The following is a 16,886-nucleotide window of genomic DNA, read 5'->3' as shown; positions in this document are numbered from 1 at the left end:
AGCGACAAGGAAAGGCTGCTAAACGATATCTCCGTCATCCTGGGTAGTCGGACGCGCAGGTGCTGAGGAAGATGCCTGGACCTGCGTACCCGCGAGCGGCTGCATGGGTATGCTCTGCCCCTGAGCGGCCTGGCTTTGAGGGGTGGCCGCGGAGCGTTGCCTCAGGGCTCCAACGCTTTTATTCCAGGCTGATTGGGAGGTGGTGCCAATGGCGCTGGCAACGCTAGTGACTCCATCCCCTACCGCTTGAGCTGCATTTTTTGTGTGGTTGGTCGCTGACACCGCTGTCTCTTTGGCAAATCTGGCGCCGGTGAGCGATGTCTTGAGCGCAAGCTCACCGCCCTTGACCGCCACCCTGCCCGCTGCATCTGCGCCCCCTTCTACCGCTTTTGGTACATGGGCATCGACAGCAGCGGTGGCTTTTTTCGGCACTGATCCACCTAGCGAGGCGCCAGCTGCCCACAGCCCGAAAGCCAGGGTACCCAATACGTTTTTTACGCCCTCCGAGGCTGCGGTAGCCGCCATTTTTCCCAGCTCCGTGGACTTCGCCAGGTTGGCTGTGGCGGTTGTAGCCGCGCCCATTGCAGAAAAACCGCCAATCAGCAGACCATTTCCTACAACACTGACCGGGTCTACTATCTCTTTCAAGGCATCGCCACTGATGACCGCATTCAGCGCCGTGGCCGCGCCTTCACCCAGCCGCGTGGAGACCATCTTGACCAGGGCAGTGGCATCGAGATCCTTTAAGGTCTCGAAGTCATCCAGCCATTCGGTATCTTGATCAATAGGCTTATGAGCCTGCCCTTCCGGTACAGCATCTCGACGACCATAGAGCATTGCAGGGTCAGCCAAATGGTTACTGCGATCACGGCTCACATTGTAATGCTCGATTGCAATACCCACGATGATAGCCGTGACCGGTCGTAGGGCGGGTTGCAGGATTGCATCCAGTTCCTCTCTGCCAGCAGCCGTCATGGCAAGCGTTGATGCGTACATTGCAGTGTTACGTACAGCAAACCCGGTAAGCCATTTATTAGCTTCGTCGAAAGCATTGCGCAATGGACCTTTGTCCAACGCCAGCAGCTTTTCCGCCACCGATGCTTGGAGCGCCGGATGCAGTGTATTGCTCTCGGGCTTAAGGTAATAACCAGGCTTGAAGCCCGCGATCGTCTTGTTACCGGCAGCATCCGCCATACCGGCGTACAAGCATGACATGGCGTTCTCTATAGCCGCTTGGCGTACCGTATTGGCATGCTGGCCCGCTACCTGGAGGATCGACGGTTTGAAATTACCGGCCTCGGTCAGCGCCGCAAAGGGTGTCCCCCCCATCCCTGACTTTATCGACGCAAACAATCTGTCGGCCCTGGCTGCGTTTTTTTCCGCCTTCTCCATGTCATGGACGGTATAACCCCCGGCCTCCAGCCGTTGGGCACGGTCATCGCGAATGGCGTTCAGCTCCGCGTTGCGGGCGCTTGAAGCAGGGGCAGCGGGTTGATCGGAGTCAGCTTGTGTTTCAAGGTGAGCCTCGAAATGGTTATGAAGCCGCGTGCGCATTGCTACCCCGATATCGCCGAGGACCGGAGAGTGAGAGGCCCGCAGTGTTGTTTCCTGCTGTATCTCATCAGGTTCACGGGTCAGCCCGCGGCTTGCACCTACATTAATCGTATCCATGGCGTTGTCCTCTTGGCATCGGCAGATAGATGAATGCGAATGACCCCGGTATGAGCGGCGACATCCTCACACCTGAGTGGCCGTGCCGGAAGAAGCGTTCCAAGGATGTAATAAATTTGAAAAACCGACGGCCACAACTGAAAGGCTGACCGTTCTATTTTTTTCATCGTAGAAGGCGATGCGAAGGCCAGGCCAGTCCTTGGAAACAAGAATGTCGATGCGATAGCTAAAAGTCGCTGAGCAATGGAGATACTGATAAGAAAGAACCCGTGGCTTTCCCCCAAGACGGGCCCTTCTCATCTGAAAATCTTGCATTCCATGCGCGATGCACACATATTTAGCTCATGAACGATATGAAACTCGAAAACATAGTTGGGGCGCTGTCGCTGGCGATTTCTGACTCTATCCACCAAGGCACTCAAGACCAAGCTCCGGAAGTTGGTCCGGCAGCTGCGGCTATTGCCTTGCTCGGTCACGAGCCAGGCATGTCCATAGAGCGTTTGAGGCGAGCCTTGGGATTGTCTCATCCTGGAGCCGTGCGCCTGGTTGATAGGCTGGTCACCCAGGGTGTAGTGGAACGTAGACAAGCAGACGCTGATCGGCGTGCCGTTGCGCTCCACCTTACTACCGCAGGAAATGCGAACTGTGCTGCCGTGCTAGCGGTCCGCCATGAACGTATAGCTCGTGTTTTGGAAGTGCTTGATCCGGATGAGCGCGAAATCCTCGGACGGATAACCGAAAAGCTACTCAACGGCCTGGTGAATGATCTCGATCAAGGCTATTCAGTGTGTAGATTGTGCGACCCTGCGTCCTGCACGAATTGTCCAGTCGCAGATGCGTTGAATGAAAATCCCTGCACTGGCCATCTCTAAGACTGGAAGGGCAAGTTGGTCTGTGATGATTCTGGTGGCTACAAAGCCAGCTTCGAACTCGGGGTGACCGACATCGGCTGTGTGGCCCATGCGCGGCGCAAGTTCTTCGAGTTGCACGCTGCCAACAAGAGCACGCTCGCCGAGCAGGCCTTGCGCTATATCCAAACAATTGGGCTGAAAACCAAATCAGACCATGGGTTCTTGGGCGCAAGAACTGGCATGCGCTCCGATTGACCGAAAGAATAAATATCGGCGGTGTCTATGAAGTTGATCCCTTGCGCCAGAGCGTCGGCGATCAACCTGTTGGCTTCGCCCTGTTCAACCGCGCCGATTGCAGACCACATACCCGCGTTGGCATTACCACCGAGCGTCATCGTGCCCAGGCACAGCTCGGATACATACAGGCCCGTACGGCCAAGTCGCTTGTATTTCATGACTTCTCCTTCGAGATCGATGGATGAAAATGAGCACAGCAGCGGGCCAGTATCGTCGGCGCGAGTGGACATCAGACAGACTGAGATTTACCGGCTCGGAACTGTCCGGCAATCAATGCGACGCGCGCGCCATACAGACGCGCGGTCTCCAGATCTCCCGATGACATCTCGTCAGGAGAGGCATCCGCCGGCGTCTGCGCCATGGGCGCGATATAAGAACCCATGCGGTTCAAATCGTCGCGTTTCGACGCCTTGACGTTCGCTGGTTTGATGTCCAGACCAACCCAGATCCCGGCGTGCTGCCCAGAGAGCAGGAAGAAATACTCAAGAGTATTGAGCTTGTCGCCGTTGATGCTCGCGCTATTGGTGAAGCCGCCAAAGATCTTGTTTTGCCATGCGCCTTCAAACCAGGGCTTGGAAGAGGCGTCCGCGAATTTCTTGAACTGCCAGCTAGGGCCGCCCATGTAGGTAGGCGAACCGAAGACGATTGCGTCTGCGTCTGCGAGTGTTTGCCAGGCATCCTCGGGAATATTGCCCTCGGGGTCGATTGCAACCAATACAGAGTCGGTGCCAGCGCCTTCGGCGACGGCAGCTGCCATTCGTACGGTGTGGCCATAGCCTGAGTGATAAATGATGACCGTTCGGATTGGCGTGGAAGTTGAGTTCATGAGTGCTCCCTTACAAGTTCTGGAGTTGTTGACAACCTGAGAGTTACTCTACTGAGTCCAAAATTAGTTATAAACCATCCGAATCCGAACACACTGTTATCCAATCGGTGAACAATGCCCAATCTTCAGGCACTTTTGATTTTTGCCCGCGTTGCGGAAATGATGAGCTTCACGCGTGCCGCTGAAAGCCTGGGAATCCAGAAGGGACGGGTGTCGACGGTGATTCGTGAGCTGGAACGGGACATGGGCGCGACCCTCCTGCACAGAACAACACGCAGCGTGCAATTGACCGAAGACGGTCGTAGTTTTTATGCACGTGCGCGTGACCTGCTGGCCGAAGCTCAGGACGTGCAGTCCATGTTCGCGAACAGCGGCGCCCCTCTGAGGGGGAGATTGCGCGTAGATATGCCGACTGAGTTGGCAAAGACCGTCGTGATTCCCGCTCTGCCGCAACTACTCAAGGCCAATCCTGAGTTGGAGCTGGAACTATCCAGCACGGATCGCCGTGTCGATCTGGTTCAAGAAGGGTTTGATTGCGTGATTCGTCTCGGGCCGATCATGGACGACAGATTGATCGCCCGCTCGCTCGGCAAACTGCGCATGATGAACGTGGCGAGTCCAGGCTATCTGGCAAAGTACGGCATACCGCAAACACTCGACGACCTCCTCATCCAGGGTCACCAGATGGTTCATTACACGCCGACACTCGGCGCCCGACTCGCTGGTTGGGAATATCCGGAGGGAGACAGCTACGCATCACTTGCATTGCCAGGGGCGATGCAAGTGAATAACGTGCAGACCTATCATGCTGCGGGCCTGGCGGGGATTGGACTGATTCAGGCCGGTTATCTGGCCCTTGCGCACCACATCAAAAGCGGCGATCTGGTGGAAATTCTGCCCGATCTACGACCAGAGCCGCTGTCGGCGTCGCTCGTAGTCGCGCATCGGCGTAACCTTTCCCAACGCGTCCGGGCCTTCATGACTTGGATTGAGAGTGTATTGGAACCCTATTTTGATTAGCCGCTAGAGTGGGCAGCATACGCTGCAGCCCCTCGGTGAGGATCACCAGGCTCACCCCTAACAACGCAACGTCTTTTATCAGGAACGTGCCCAGGAAGTTCAGCCATGGAAAACCTCCCGATCCGGCCTCCCATATCGGCAATACCAACATCATGGAAATGGTCGTAAAGAAGGTCAGCGATGCTAACAACCCACCTGCGATAGCTGCTCGAGCAGACCAGGGTGAAGCGATGAGCAGCAATGCAGTCAGTATCTCGACTACACCTAATAAGTACGAGGTACCGGCTTCGCCAAGAACTGGATAAAGCCAGGCCAGCCATGGGGTGCCACTGATCAGGGGTATGAGTACCTGCACCTCGATCTGCGTGAACTTGAGTAGACCAATCATTAGCAGGGGAAGAACAACGCCGGACAAGACAATTGCCCGACTTACGTTCTCGAGTCTCGAAATGCTGGAAGTGAGAGCAGCCTGGCTGCTGGTGACGCTCGTGATGTGCTGCATGAGATTCTCCGATTGCCGATATGTGCTCGAAGCATATATCAGCGATTGGCAAAATGCATGCGTCACGCATATAATATTTCGCTATGAAGCCTAAGCATGTCGTAGATACAGCCGGTACTGGCTAGCGGCTAAGGCGTACGCGGTGCCTCACACTGAACGCGCTTCATCTACCTTTATCCCAGCGATCACCGATGGTTACACTCACAAAGGTACTCATCATGCATAACCACGCGCGGTTCCATCTTGCGGCCCTACTGACAGCCGCCCTAGTCACGGGTGCAACCTACTCACCGTCGCCCACCGCAGCGCTAGCGTCACAGACGTCGACCGCAACGACGGCACCGCCCCATAAACCTGCACTCGCAGGCATCTACGCCTTCACTCTGGGCAAGTTCCGCATCACCGCACTAAGCGACGGGACGCTGCCCCTCGATCTACATCCGCTGCTTAGAGGCATCAGCCCAAAGCAGATCGACGCAATGCTGCAACGCGGATTTGCTCGCAACCCGCTGGAGACGTCTATCAATGCCTACCTCGTCGATACTGGTTCACATGTAGTTCTGATCGATACCGGTGCCGGTGAATTGTTCGGTAACGTTGGCGGCAAGCTACCCGAAAGCCTGGCGGCTGCGGGCTACCAGCCGGCGCAGATCACCGATGTGCTGATTACCCACATCCATACCGATCATTCCGGCGGCCTGACACGCGGCGGCCAGATGATGTTTCCCAATGCGACCATCCACGTGGGCCAGGCCGACGTCGACTTCTTCCTGGACCGCGCCAACCTGGACAAGGGGTTAACGCCGGCTTATCTGGAGCAAGCGCTGAAGACGGTTGGCCCGTACCAGCGCGAAGGCAAGCTGAAGCCATTCGCAGCCGAATCCGAAATCCTCCCGGGTATCACCGCCATTCCCACGCCGGGACATACGCCGGGCCACAGCTTTTTTCGGGTCACAAGCGAAGGCGAGAGCATCGATTTCTGGGGCGACATCATGCATGTCGGCCTCATCCAGTTCTCACGGCCGGAGGTGACAATAACCTTCGACGTCAATCAGAACGCCGCTCGCGCCCAGCGATTACGACAATTTGAGGCTGCCGCGAGTGAGCAACGGTTGTCAGCAGTCGCTCACTTGCCATTTCCGGGCATAGGCCACATCAGGCGCGAAGCCGGCAGGTATGAGTGGGTACCCGTCCAATACCGCAATCGCGACTGAAGGCCTTACACGCCTGCTTACCAGTTGTAACTCACTTTGGCGGTAATCTCGCGACCCGGGTTGTAGAAGTTCGCTGTGCCGGAACCGACCACGTGCTGCTCATCCAGCAGGTTGCTGACGTTCACCGCAAGGTCGGTGCCCTTGGCGATCTCGTAGTTGAAGGCGGCGTCGAACAGCGTGGTGCCATCGCTTTTGCCGGAGTTGGCTGCATCGAAGTAATAAGAGCCGACGTAGCGCGCACCCAAGCCAACGCTGACATCAGTACCGGGCACGTCGTAATAACTCCAGAGCGAAGCGGAATGCTTGGGCGCCGTGGAGAACTCATTACCCTTCAGGGAGCTGCCGTCGTACAACGAACCGCGCAGTACCTCGGACTCCATATAGGAATAGCCGCCTATCAGGCTGATGTTCTGCGTCACCTGCGCCTTGGCCTCCAGGTCGAGGCCACGCGCCCGCGATTCGCCCACCGTCTGTTGCTCGATGATGCCGCTCGGCAGCACCACGGCGATGGTGACGTTTTCCTGGGTCAAGTCATAAACGGCTGCGGAGAACAGTGCGTCCATCCCCATCGGCGCATACTTCACGCCCACTTCGTACTGCCTGCCCGTCTGCGGTGTTACGCCAACCTGAGGCGGCGAGACGGATTCCACCATGCTCACATAGGTGGACACCTCGTCGTTGACGATATAAGTCAACGCACCTCGGTAGGAGGTTTCGGAGAAGTTGTCCTTCTCAGTGGCTTGCAAGCCTTTGCTGGTGAGGTCCATCGAGTCGTTGCGCATACCCGCAGTGACGATGAAACGCTCGTAGAACGACAGGTTCTGCTGAAGGAAAACAGCCTTGGTGGTCGCGTCTCGCTTGTTGACGGCATACGGCGTGATTGAGCCTGGGACGCCAGTAAACACAGGATTTTTAATGTCAATCGGGGTCGTCAGGGCGTAGACCGAGCTTTCCTTGGTGGTCGAATCGAGGTACTCCACGCCCACCAGGCTGCTGCTGTCGATGTTCTCGAAGCGGGCATCGTATTGCAGCATCAGATTGCCGTTGAACTGGTCGGCCTCAGTGTCCGTTCCAAACAAATACCGGTCAACGGTGGTACCGACACGTCCGGCGCTGTCGCTGAGGTAAACGTAGCCGAAATCATCGGTCAATTTGCTGTAACGCAGATTGCTGCGCAGTACGAAGCCGTTGTCGAAGTCATGGGTGACGTTACCGCTGAGGCTGGTGCGCTCGACATCGTGAAAGTTGTAGCTGGGCTCACCATAAAACTTGCTGCGGTCGTACTCTTTGTCCAGCGGATAGCCGCCACTGTTGGGCGAACTTTCAGTTTTCAGATAGTCCAGAATCACGGTGGCTGACGTGTAATCCGTGGGTGCCCAGGTGAGGCCACCCATCACCAACCGGTTGTCGTCCTGTGAGTGGTCGTATTCGCGGTCGCTGTTCTGGCCTTTGGCAGTAAAGCGGCCAGCCACGGTTTTCTCGTCGTTCAGCGCATCCCCCACATCGATGCCTGTCTCCACATGGTCAAACGAACCGTAGGTCACGTAGCCTTGGCCAAACTGCTCGAAGCGCGGCTGTTTGGTCACGAAATTCACCGAACCGCCCGGGTCCGCTGGGCCAAACAGCGTGGAGTTGGCGCCACGCAGAATCTCTATGCGTTCATAAGCGAACGGATCTTCGCGTACGCCGCGCATCGAACTCAGGGTCAAGCCGTCACGGTAAGTGGTGGCCTGGAAGCCCCGGATCTGGAAATAGTCGTTGCGGTCATCCGTACCATAGAAATCACTGATCACGCCCGGCGTGTATTGCAGCGCCTCTTCCGTGGTGCTGACGCTGCGTTGCTCCATTTCCTTGTTGGTAACAACCGACACCGATGCCGGTGTATTGAGAATGCTGGTTGCCACCTTGCCGCCAACCCAGAGCTCCTTGGCAACTACCGAGTTGGCGTCGTCGTCGGCACTGACCCTGACCTTGGCATTGATGATAAGGGGTGCAAGGCGGTATTCCTCGACGTCCGTTGCGTCGAGCTCCAGCGGGCCGGCGGGCTTTGGTTGAGGGAGCAGTAGATAGGCATTCGGGCCCTGCTGTTCGATTTGCAATTCGCTCCCCTGCAGCAACGATGACAGCGCTGCCGACGTATCGAGCGTGCCATTCACGCCAGCAGTGGTGCGGTTCGCGACACTCGACGCGTCGAAGGAAAGACTGATGCCAGCCTCGCGCGCAAAGCGGTCAAGCGCCGGCGCCAGTGGGCCGGCAGCGATGTTCCACTGCTTGACTGGGTTGCTGTGGTCAGCGCTCGATGTTTGCGCCAGCGATGGCAATGCATAGCTGCTTACGATCAAACCCAAAATCGCAGCGTGCAAGGCACGATTTAATGGATGGCGCTGTGAAACAGGGGACGAACTCATTTTCTCGCTCCAAGAAAGGACATCGGCAGACTGGCCTGTATTCCGGCCTTCCTTAGAGGTCGAACGAGAATGAGAAGCTACCTCATTATTTTTCAGCTAGCACAATTTTTTTGGGGGCTCAGGTGGCAGCGGTAACGGTGACCCAATAACGGGTTCGATAATCAATGTTCAAGTGCAGTGACTGCGCGACCAATGCCAGGACCTGATCGTTGTCGGCGAGCTGGAAGGTGCCGGAAACGCGAAGATCAGCGACCTCTTCGGCGCAGCGCAGCACCCCGGGGCGATAACGCGACAACTCCACGATGAAATCATTGAGGCGCATATTGCGCGCACTGATCACCCCGTCCCCCCAGCTCCATAGATCCAGGCCGTTGTCCCTGAACATTCGGGTGCCACTTGATGAGAACAGCAGCTGGCTTCCTGCCTGGACGCTGCGGCTCGCAGGAGTTTGACTGGAGCCGAGGAAAACCGTGACTGATCCTTCCTGAGCCGAGACCAGAGTGCCATCATCCAGCTCGCGTGCCAGGAAGCGGGAACTCTGAGCGCGCATGATCCCGTCACGTGACTGCACCCAGAACGGTCGCGCTTGAGGCGAGTGTCGATCCGCGCCGACATTCACGATGATTTCACCACGTCGCAGGATTATCAGGCGTCGCTGGGCGTCGAAATCGCTGTCGACGGCGCTATCGCTATTGAGCTGGATCAGGCTGCCATCATCGAGTTGGAAGCGTCGTTGCTCGCCGGTACTGCTGCGCTGCTGCGCAAGCATGGCAGGTACGGGCGTATAGTCCCGGCCGAGCCAGGCTGCGGTGCTAACAGTAGCCAATAGGCCCAGCAGCTTCAGGCTTTCCCGCCGCCGCATTCCATGATGGGTACCCTCAAGGGTTTGTCGGGCCAATTGAGCTGGCACGCCTGAAAATTCATCCCCAAGCGTTTCCACACGCTGCCACGCCAACACATGCTCCGGGCACTGCTGCAGCCAGTGCTCGAAAGTGCGCTGTGTTTGTTCATCGGCTTGATTGAAGCGAAGGCGCACCAGCCATTGGATCGCCTGCTCGACAATGGCCGGATCGAGCGCCTGCGGCTCATGCCTCGACATAACGCAAGCGATAGCAGTGCTGCAGGGCCGTGGCCAGGTCGCGTTCCACCGTCGCACGGGAAACACCCAGCTTTTCGGCTATTTGCGCGCAGGTCAGACCGTCGAGTCGGGCAAATAAAAATGCCTGGCGAACTCTGGGTTTCAGCATACCGAGCATGCGGTCTATGCGCTCGAGCGCATCAAGAATCAACAGCCGGCTTTCTTCCGAGGGGACCTCGTGCTGAGGCAGCAACGTGACGCTTTCCAGGTAGGCACGTTCGAGTTCACGACGACGATACTGATCGATCATCAGTCCGCGGGCGATACTGCTCAAATAGGCGCGTGGTTCGCGCAAGGGGCTGGACTGGCGGGATTTGAGCAGACGTACGAAGGTGTCCTGCGCCAAATCTGCTGCGTTATCGCGACATCCAATGCGTCGGACAAGCCAGCCGTGTAACCACGAGTGGTGGGTTCGATAGAGCAGCCCTAGATCTGCGTTACCTAGCGTTTCATCGCTGCGCATCGGAATCCCGGCAAGTACATGATTGATAATTAATCGCATTCTACTCAGGGGCTAGGCCTTAGGCAAATACGTGGCGATCGGTGTCCGTTTTTTGGGCACGTTGCGCTGGAAAAACATCGGAACCTGAGTGGCTGCATTTGGCCGAAAGCTGCCAGAGTCAGAGGCTTCTTTGCTGCACGATGTGAGTCGCATGGGCGTCTTGAGTTCGTGTGAAGCCGCAGCGCAGGTAAAAAGTGCTTCCCTCAGAAGTTTCGGTGTAAAGACGCACTCCTTGAAAGTGCAAAGCGGCGTGGGCAAGCAAGGCGCTAACCAGTCGCCTGCCAATCTGTTGCCCCCGTGACGCAGGAGTTACATAAACACGCCGCAGCCTTCCTATGCGGGTATGCGTGAACGGATCAACAGACAGACCTCCAACGCCCACCAGTTGCCGGTCTAGATACGCTGCCATTAGGCATTCGCCTGGCGCATCGAAGCAATTGGTGCCTGAATACCATTCCGAAGTCAGCCGAGTGATAAACCTGAAACCTTCTGCCACAGCCTCTTTCTCAAGGGCATAAATTTGTGACGGCATGTGCGTAACCCGTTGAATCTCCATTGGCGGTCAGTCCTCCCTAATTGGGTACGAAGCTTCTGAGTTGCTAGGGATCTTGATGTGCGGACTGTGCGCACGCAAGCGGCAGCTACCGACCCAAAGAGGACACCAGTTGCCGGAAGAAATCGGCGCAAAAGCAGCTTCCGATCAACAATCGAATCTCAGGTTCTGTGATCCACACCTACAAGCCGCATAGGAGTTCGCGCCTGACCTGAAGAGCAATTGCTGCGAAGCCCTTTCCAGTGCCGCGCTTGCGGGGCGCGTAGTCCTGATTAGCAGAAACATCCTCCCATTGACTTACCGATTCCACGTACCTGTGAGTGTTATCGGTATCAATTTCAAACTCTATGAACCGCTCTGCGTGAGTGAGCAAAAGACCATAAAGGCTGGGCATACCGGGAAAGTCGACCTCAAGATCTAATACGACGGTTTCTGACCATCTAATGCCTTTCGACTCGCTATAGTTTTTTAAGGCGAGGGGAATCCCTCTGGCCAACCAAGCTTTGGCGGTTACCATGAGTCTGTGGGCCACAAGAGCATTTTGCTCTTGCACGTTCAGTTGCCGCTTTTTTAACAGACGCTCAATGTCCACTTCAATTTGCTCAAAAAATCGTCGCTTCCAGAGTGACGATGACCTAACAAACGCGCAACGAATCAGGCGACTCCCATCGCCACTCTGCTACCCGGTCCGCGCGGGGCGTAGCGACGTCCCGATGTCTTTACCGAAAGACGTCTTTCGACCCAAGGCGGTCATTCGGCAAATCCTTTGACCGACGCCAAAAGGCGTTTAATGCAGTCAGCTCTTCTGACGCAGAACTTGCATGAGCTGCTCGACGACGATGGCTTCGACGAAGCCTTCACTGGACCCCACGTCAAAAGCAGCACAACAAGCCGATGCGTCGCCGTCGCAGAGACGGTAGACAGCAATGACACTGCTCGGTCCGCACCCGGTGTGCCCGCATAGCGAATACCCGCCATCAATCGACCCTTGCATCACGCCAAGGCCATAGCCCGGCGTGATCCAAGGGCGACCGGGAATCGGGCCGCCCAATGTTCGTGCTTTTTGCATTTCCTGAAGCAAGTCCGTGGGGAGCAGGTCTGCACAAAAGAGTCGATCCAGAAATAACGCTGCGTGCGAAATGTGGCCGATCAACAAGCCGTGGTAAACCCAGGCAGGATCATAATTTGAGGAACTTCCAAGGTGGGTCGTTTGGAAGTCTGCTCGCGTTTTTGCAAAGCGAACGCCCAATAAGCCCAGAGGAGAAAGTGTCCGTTGAATTACCGCTTCATCAAGCTTCAGATCAGTCAGCCGTTCAATTAGCCTGCCGACAAGCAGGTAGCCGACATTCGAGTAACGCCAACCGTTTCCGGGACTATATCGGAGTCGAGCACCGTCAAGGCGTTGCATCATTTCATCGGCCGGCCAGGCTGGCTCACTATTTTTAACGGCGGAGTGATACTCCGCAAGTTCTCCGTAATCAGGCAGACCGGCCTCATGCCGTAGTAACTGGCGTAGCGTAAAAGGCTGACCAAGAACAGGGTGGTCCAATCCGACCAGCCCGTCACGCACCAACGATAGGGCCGTAGCAGCCAAGACTGTTTTCGTGAAACTCCACCAGGGGGCCATCAGTTCTGAGCGATCAGCCGCTTGTACCTGACCATTTGAAACGAGTGAACTGAGCATTGGCTTCCTTGGAGTCTCAAGCGGATCGGCAGCTTGACAAGATACCTCAGTCATTCCTTTCGCGGAGGCAAAGATCAGCCGTTGCACTGTCCTGAACGACTGCTCTTGGCCGATTGCAGCCTGTCACGAAGGGCAGTAATCGACCCAAAGCAGCAGTGAAACTGAGCCAGGCACTGGTACGTACCTGGACGCAAGCGTATTGTTCGACGTGCTTCACCTCTCTTGGAGTTTTTAGAAAAGGATGACGAACATGGATGTTGAGCTTGCTCACAAGATTGAGGCCGCAGAAAGCGAGTATCTACGTTCGCGCGTTGAGAACCTGGCAGAAATAAGCGGAAATCCTTATGGCGCGCGTGTTTTTTTCAACGCGGACTTTCCGTGTTTTCAGGTGAACGCATCGCCAAGCCCAATGTTCAACCGCATTTATGGTGACATCACCAGCAATCCCTTGGCAGTGTTAAATCTGCTCAATGAGTCAGCGGAGCGATCGACTGTAATTCCTCTTATTGGGAAATCTTCGGCGTTGGAGCAATACGTTGTTGTGGGCGAAGCACGGCTTGAGCGTTTGAGGGGCTGGACTCATTTGCAATTAGCTTGTGCCATTGAAAAGGTGGTTTTGAGTCGTCACTCATTCGAAATTGAAGAGGTCACGTCGAAGACTCTGGATCTATTCGCAGAAGTGCATGCGGGTAGCTTTCATACCAAGCCGGAGCATCGGCTTCTGAATCAGGCTTCCTTTGTAGGGCCGGTGCCTGACGGACGTCTGAAAATCTACGTATTGAAAGCGGAAGGGATAGTGGTAGCAGGGGCTTCGATGTATCTGGCCAGCAATGGCGTTGCCTACCTCGGAACGGCGGCAACACGAAAGGATGCCCGGGGCCACGGCTACCACCGAGCGCTGATTTCTCAACGAATAGAGCAAGCAAAGAAGCATGGCTATCATTGGATCGCTGCGACCGCGCTGGCCAGCTCCCAGAGCCGCCGAAATCTCGAGCGTGCCGGGTTAACGGCATCCCATGCCCAGGCACTGTACCGCCTGACAGACAGCTGAGATATACGGCTGAGAGTGACCGTCCGCTTCGGGCCGATAGGAGCTTTCATGACTAAACGCTTCCGGCCAGAATCGTCCCATTGCAATTCACCAGCAAAAGTGGCCTCCCACCTTTGCTCATCAAGCTTTAAATAAACATCAACTCACATCGAACGTTTCTCCACCCAACGCCGATACTGACGCGTGCGAAATGCCAGGGCGAGCTGCTGCAGGATCAGCGCACGCAACGGTGACACGCTCGGATCGGGCTGTTTGGCCCGACTCAGTTTGTGCAATTGAAACTTCACCACCGCCATGTTCGCCAAGGCCGCAAGGGTCTTGTTTTTCCAAGTGACCGGCGGCAATTGCGGGGCGTTGTCTTTGCCCTGCAGCCAGTCACGCGGCAGATGAGGATCGATGGCCAACGCCGTACCGATGCCCACCATGGCCACACCGCTTTGCACGACGCTTTCGGCAACCGGACGTCGACGTATGCCACCGGTAACCATCACCGGCATTTTGGCGACGGTCTGGATCTCACGGGCAAACTCGAGAAAATAAGCCTCACGGGCCAAGGTACGCCCATCACGCGCCTCACCCTGCATGGCGGGGGCTTCGTAACTGCCGCCAGATAATTCCACCAGGTCCACCCCCAGGTCGTTGAGCAGCCCGACCACTCTTTTGGCGTCATCGGCTGTGAACCCTCCGCGCTGGAAATCGGCGGAATTGAGTTTGACTGCTACTGCAAATCCCGCCGAAACCACAGCCCTGACCGCCTTGACGACTTCGAGCAACAACCGCGCCCGGTTTTCCAGAGAGCCGCCCCACTCGTCCGTCCTTTGATTGGTCAGCGGCGAAAGGAACTGACTCAACAAATAACCATGGGCGGCGTGGATTTCCACGCCAGTGAATCCGGCTTGTTCGCCAAGGCGTGCAGTGTTCGCGAAGCGCTGGATAACCTCTTCAATCAAACCAGGGGGCATGGCGTGAGGCGTGGCGAAACGCTTGGACATGTTGCCCAGTGCCAACGGCACAGCTGACGGCGCCCAGGTTTTTTGCCCGAGGTTGGCTTGCATCTGTCGACCTGGGTGGTTGATCTGCAACCAGAACTGCGCCCCGCCGGATCGGCCAATACGCGCCCAGTGCTTGAACTTGTTCAGCGGCTGATCATCCTGCAACACCACGCCACCCGGTCCGGTCATGGCGCGGCCGTCGACCATCACGTTGCCGGTGATGAGCAGGCCGGCACCGCCGTCGGCCCACGCCTGGTAAAGACGCATCAGTTCATCGGAGGGCGCCTGGTCGGCGTCCGCCATGTTTTCTTCCATGGCGGCTTTGGCGATTCGGTTCTTGATGGTCGAACCGTTGGGGAGCATCAGGGTGTCGAACACATTCATGGAGCGGTCCTCAGCTGGGTATGAGGCACCTTAAGATTGAAGTCGACTTTAAGGTCAATCGCTTTTTTTTGCGTGCTTTTGACGGGTGTCTAGTCCTGAAATAGGTTTACACCTGTTTCATCTCGAAGCGCCCGATGCACCGCATCGGGCGTTTTGTATTTCAGAGACAAATGAGGTCGCTTACGGTTATAAATTTCTATCGACTCCTCGACCATGCGCTTGGCTTGGGCAAGGTCTTTGGGACGGTGTAAAAGAAACTCCGTTTTCAGAATCCCATTCACCCGTTCCGCTAGGGCGTTCTGGTAGCAGTCATAGCCATCAGTCATCGAGCATTTGATGCCGTGCTTGGCATGCAGCCTCTGGTAGAGATCAGAGCAGTATTGGGCGGATTCAACCGGTCGTCGCAACACTGGATTGTTGTACGGATTTTAGATATTCATTCAGTGCTTCGGCAGGTGTTTTCCAGCCGAGTGCTTTTCGAGGTCTAGTGTTAAGTACGTGAGCTACCGCCTGTATTTCTTGGGCACTCCAACGAGAGAGGTCAGTGCCTTTCGGGAAGTATTGCCGTAGAAGGCCGTTCGTATTTTCGTTCGTGCCGCGCTGCCATGGACTATGTGGATCAGCAAAGAAAACCTTTACTCCGGACTCGATGGTAAATCGAGCGTGATCCGATAGTTCCTTTCCACGATCCCAGGTCAAAGATCGCCACAGCTCGATGGGAAGATCAGTCACCGTCTTCTTCAATGCGTTGACCATACTAACAGCCCCATAGCCAGCCAGCGCCGGGCCGTTCTTCGTGCGGGGAATTAGCCCATAACCTTTTTCGCGAGGCAGATGGACGAGCATGGTAAATCGAGTTGAGCGCTCGACCAGAGTTCCAATCGCAGAACGGTTCAGACCGATGATCAGGTCGCCCTCCCAATGCCCAGGTACAGCCCGATCTTCTACCTCAGCAGGGCGACTGGAAATCATGACGTCCTCGCTGACGTGTGCCCACGCTTTGGCCTGCGCTCTGGCTCTCGGCACGCGCAATGCTCGTCCTGAGCGCAGGCAGCTCACCAGCTCGCGCTTGAGAGCTCCTCGCCCCTGAATGTAGAGCGCCTGATATATGGCTTCATGAGAGATGCGCATGGATTCATCACCCGGAAAATCGATCTGGAGCCGGTTGGCAATCTGTTCAGGCGACCAGCCATTGACCCATTTACGGTCACTGCGATGCGGTTTATTTCGGCCTTTGAAGGGCGCTTGCCGAGGCCCAGAAATCTCACGACCATCGGCATCTTGAACCTTGCCCTCAAGGCGGTCGCGTACGTACTGGTGCAGTCTCGGGTTAGTGACCAGTTTCGCTGGTTTCGGCCTCTTGGCCACCAGTTCTGCCTTCCATTGCGCTACTGACGCTCGATATTCAAGCCGACCGCAGCGGGTAGCAGCATTTCGTGTTAGCTCCCGTGAAATTGTCGATGGGCTTCGTCCAAGGCGACGGGCAATCTCACGAATGCCAACACTTTGTGCTCGAAGCAGTCCAATCTCTTCTCGCTCTGCAAACGATAAGTATCGTCCTGATATGTGGTTCGACATGAATAATGGCATCCCGCCTCGATGACGGAACCAGCGTGTACCTACCGCTGTTGATACGCCAACGGAATGTGCTGCCTTCTCGCTAGTGATGCCTGTTGCAATCTGCACCCAAAATAGCCGCTCGATCTCATTACGAAGTGAGGGTGCACCTGGAGAACGCATCGCTCCCCGGCCCGTCAATTTTTGCATCCATCCTGCGGGTCGTCCCATAAACA

Annotated in this window: 17 protein-coding genes and 2 pseudogenes; 5 read left to right on the top strand and 14 right to left on the bottom strand. The window is 56.2% G+C overall.

Translation table 11 applies throughout. The features are described from left to right. Window positions 1-18: 18 nt before the first annotated feature. Entirely contained in the window at window positions 19-1,671 is a 1,653-nt protein-coding gene (locus M1E16_RS11080; protein ID WP_458129898.1) for a RopAA-2, read from the bottom strand. A gap of 66 nt (window positions 1,672-1,737) precedes the next feature. After that, window positions 1,738-1,986: a hypothetical protein gene (locus M1E16_RS11075; protein ID WP_458129897.1), complete on the bottom strand. Its 249-nt coding sequence runs from the start codon at window positions 1,984-1,986 to the stop codon at window positions 1,738-1,740. 38 nt (window positions 1,987-2,024) lie between these two features. Between M1E16_RS11075 and M1E16_RS11070 the strand changes: the two genes are divergently transcribed. Next, on the top strand, window positions 2,025-2,543 hold the full coding sequence (locus M1E16_RS11070) for a MarR family winged helix-turn-helix transcriptional regulator (protein ID WP_434694635.1): 519 nt from the start codon (window positions 2,025-2,027) through the stop codon (window positions 2,541-2,543). A gap of 3 nt (window positions 2,544-2,546) precedes the next feature. Next, window positions 2,547-2,714: pseudogene (locus tag M1E16_RS11065) on the top strand (IS66 family transposase); the annotation flags it as partial. Here M1E16_RS11065 and M1E16_RS11060 read toward each other — a convergent pair. After that, on the bottom strand, window positions 2,699-2,887 hold the full coding sequence (locus M1E16_RS11060) for an aldo/keto reductase (protein ID WP_458130311.1): 189 nt from the start codon (window positions 2,885-2,887) through the stop codon (window positions 2,699-2,701). The pseudogene M1E16_RS11065 and the gene M1E16_RS11060 overlap by 16 nt on opposite strands. 161 nt (window positions 2,888-3,048) lie before the next feature. Then, window positions 3,049-3,645 (bottom strand): flavodoxin family protein, encoded by a 597-nt coding sequence (locus M1E16_RS11055; protein WP_434624377.1) that lies wholly within the window; start codon window positions 3,643-3,645, stop codon window positions 3,049-3,051. A gap of 114 nt (window positions 3,646-3,759) precedes the next feature. Between M1E16_RS11055 and M1E16_RS11050 the strand changes: the two genes are divergently transcribed. Further along, window positions 3,760-4,665, top strand: a complete 906-nt coding sequence (locus tag M1E16_RS11050; RefSeq protein WP_434568855.1) for a LysR family transcriptional regulator — start codon at window positions 3,760-3,762, stop codon at window positions 4,663-4,665. Here M1E16_RS11050 and M1E16_RS11045 read toward each other — a convergent pair. Then, window positions 4,622-5,167, bottom strand: a complete 546-nt coding sequence (locus M1E16_RS11045) for a YkgB family protein (protein WP_434674127.1) — start codon at window positions 5,165-5,167, stop codon at window positions 4,622-4,624. The genes M1E16_RS11050 and M1E16_RS11045 overlap by 44 nt on opposite strands. Before the next feature lie 218 nt (window positions 5,168-5,385). Here M1E16_RS11045 and M1E16_RS11040 point away from each other — a divergent pair, with 218 nt between their 5' ends. Further along, the gene (locus M1E16_RS11040; protein WP_434652261.1) at window positions 5,386-6,381 is read left to right on the top strand and encodes an MBL fold metallo-hydrolase; all 996 of its coding nucleotides are present in this window, start codon (window positions 5,386-5,388) and stop codon (window positions 6,379-6,381) included. 17 nt (window positions 6,382-6,398) lie between these two features. Here M1E16_RS11040 and M1E16_RS11035 read toward each other — a convergent pair whose 3' ends face one another. The 6 genes from M1E16_RS11035 to M1E16_RS11010 all read right to left on the bottom strand — a co-directional run bounded on the left by M1E16_RS11035 (window position 6,399) and on the right by M1E16_RS11010 (window position 12,666). After that, a complete protein-coding gene (locus M1E16_RS11035) occupies window positions 6,399-8,789 on the bottom strand; it encodes a TonB-dependent siderophore receptor (RefSeq protein WP_458129896.1) in 2,391 nt (796 codons plus the stop codon). A 118-nt stretch (window positions 8,790-8,907) separates the two neighbouring features. Beyond that, on the bottom strand, window positions 8,908-9,888 hold the full coding sequence (locus M1E16_RS11030; RefSeq protein ID WP_458130310.1) for a FecR domain-containing protein: 981 nt from the start codon (window positions 9,886-9,888) through the stop codon (window positions 8,908-8,910). Further along, window positions 9,875-10,390 (bottom strand): sigma-70 family RNA polymerase sigma factor, encoded by a 516-nt coding sequence (locus M1E16_RS11025; protein ID WP_434605091.1) that lies wholly within the window; start codon window positions 10,388-10,390, stop codon window positions 9,875-9,877. The genes M1E16_RS11030 and M1E16_RS11025 overlap by 14 nt, the downstream gene beginning before the upstream one ends. Window positions 10,391-10,547: 157 nt before the next feature. Then, window positions 10,548-10,985: a GNAT family N-acetyltransferase gene (locus M1E16_RS11020; protein WP_434652267.1), complete on the bottom strand. Its 438-nt coding sequence runs from the start codon at window positions 10,983-10,985 to the stop codon at window positions 10,548-10,550. Window positions 10,986-11,163: 178 nt separating this feature from the next. Next, window positions 11,164-11,574 (bottom strand): hypothetical protein, encoded by a 411-nt coding sequence (locus M1E16_RS11015; protein WP_434652269.1) that lies wholly within the window; start codon window positions 11,572-11,574, stop codon window positions 11,164-11,166. 204 nt (window positions 11,575-11,778) lie between these two features. Then, window positions 11,779-12,666, bottom strand: a complete 888-nt coding sequence (locus M1E16_RS11010; protein WP_458129895.1) for a serine hydrolase domain-containing protein — start codon at window positions 12,664-12,666, stop codon at window positions 11,779-11,781. A 250-nt stretch (window positions 12,667-12,916) separates the two neighbouring features. Here M1E16_RS11010 and M1E16_RS11005 point away from each other — a divergent pair, with 250 nt between their 5' ends. Continuing rightward, the gene (locus tag M1E16_RS11005; protein ID WP_434652310.1) at window positions 12,917-13,717 is read left to right on the top strand and encodes a GNAT family N-acetyltransferase; all 801 of its coding nucleotides are present in this window, start codon (window positions 12,917-12,919) and stop codon (window positions 13,715-13,717) included. Between the two features lie 143 nt (window positions 13,718-13,860). On the opposite strand, the gene M1E16_RS11000 is transcribed toward M1E16_RS11005, so the two are convergent. The 3 genes and pseudogenes from M1E16_RS11000 to M1E16_RS10990 all read right to left on the bottom strand — a co-directional run bounded on the left by M1E16_RS11000 (window position 13,861) and on the right by M1E16_RS10990 (window position 16,860). Beyond that, on the bottom strand, window positions 13,861-15,093 hold the full coding sequence (locus M1E16_RS11000; protein WP_458129894.1) for an NADH:flavin oxidoreductase/NADH oxidase family protein: 1,233 nt from the start codon (window positions 15,091-15,093) through the stop codon (window positions 13,861-13,863). An 89-nt stretch (window positions 15,094-15,182) separates the two neighbouring features. Then, window positions 15,183-15,479 (bottom strand): annotated as a pseudogene (locus M1E16_RS10995) (integrase core domain-containing protein); the annotation flags it as partial. A gap of 4 nt (window positions 15,480-15,483) precedes the next feature. Beyond that, on the bottom strand, window positions 15,484-16,860 hold the full coding sequence (locus M1E16_RS10990) for an IS30 family transposase (RefSeq protein WP_458129893.1): 1,377 nt from the start codon (window positions 16,858-16,860) through the stop codon (window positions 15,484-15,486). Window positions 16,861-16,886: the final 26 nt, after the last annotated feature.

Source organism: Pseudomonas sp. Z2-11 (assembly GCF_054161305.1).
The sequence above is the reverse complement of the archived record's forward strand: the minus strand, read 5'-3'. Positions and strand labels throughout refer to the sequence as shown.

Bases quoted from the DNA above. Each gene is read 5' to 3' on its own strand.
- M1E16_RS11080 (WP_458129898.1), bottom strand. From the start codon at position 1,671: ATGGATACGATTAATGTAGGTGCAAGCCGCGGGCTGACCCGTGAACCT.
- M1E16_RS11075 (WP_458129897.1), bottom strand. From the start codon at position 1,986: ATGCAAGATTTTCAGATGAGAAGGGCCCGTCTTGGGGGAAAGCCACGG.
- M1E16_RS11070 (WP_434694635.1), top strand. From the start codon at position 2,025: ATGAAACTCGAAAACATAGTTGGGGCGCTGTCGCTGGCGATTTCTGAC.
- M1E16_RS11060 (WP_458130311.1), bottom strand. From the start codon at position 2,887: ATGTGGTCTGCAATCGGCGCGGTTGAACAGGGCGAAGCCAACAGGTTG.
- M1E16_RS11055 (WP_434624377.1), bottom strand. From the start codon at position 3,645: ATGAACTCAACTTCCACGCCAATCCGAACGGTCATCATTTATCACTCA.
- M1E16_RS11050 (WP_434568855.1), top strand. From the start codon at position 3,760: ATGCCCAATCTTCAGGCACTTTTGATTTTTGCCCGCGTTGCGGAAATG.
- M1E16_RS11045 (WP_434674127.1), bottom strand. From the start codon at position 5,167: ATGCAGCACATCACGAGCGTCACCAGCAGCCAGGCTGCTCTCACTTCC.
- M1E16_RS11040 (WP_434652261.1), top strand. From the start codon at position 5,386: ATGCATAACCACGCGCGGTTCCATCTTGCGGCCCTACTGACAGCCGCC.
- M1E16_RS11035 (WP_458129896.1), bottom strand. From the start codon at position 8,789: ATGAGTTCGTCCCCTGTTTCACAGCGCCATCCATTAAATCGTGCCTTG.
- M1E16_RS11030 (WP_458130310.1), bottom strand. From the start codon at position 9,888: ATGTCGAGGCATGAGCCGCAGGCGCTCGATCCGGCCATTGTCGAGCAG.
- M1E16_RS11025 (WP_434605091.1), bottom strand. From the start codon at position 10,390: ATGCGCAGCGATGAAACGCTAGGTAACGCAGATCTAGGGCTGCTCTAT.
- M1E16_RS11020 (WP_434652267.1), bottom strand. From the start codon at position 10,985: ATGGAGATTCAACGGGTTACGCACATGCCGTCACAAATTTATGCCCTT.
- M1E16_RS11010 (WP_458129895.1), bottom strand. From the start codon at position 12,666: ATGCTCAGTTCACTCGTTTCAAATGGTCAGGTACAAGCGGCTGATCGC.
- M1E16_RS11005 (WP_434652310.1), top strand. From the start codon at position 12,917: ATGGATGTTGAGCTTGCTCACAAGATTGAGGCCGCAGAAAGCGAGTAT.
- M1E16_RS11000 (WP_458129894.1), bottom strand. From the start codon at position 15,093: ATGAATGTGTTCGACACCCTGATGCTCCCCAACGGTTCGACCATCAAG.
- M1E16_RS10990 (WP_458129893.1), bottom strand. From the start codon at position 16,860: ATGCAAAAATTGACGGGCCGGGGAGCGATGCGTTCTCCAGGTGCACCC.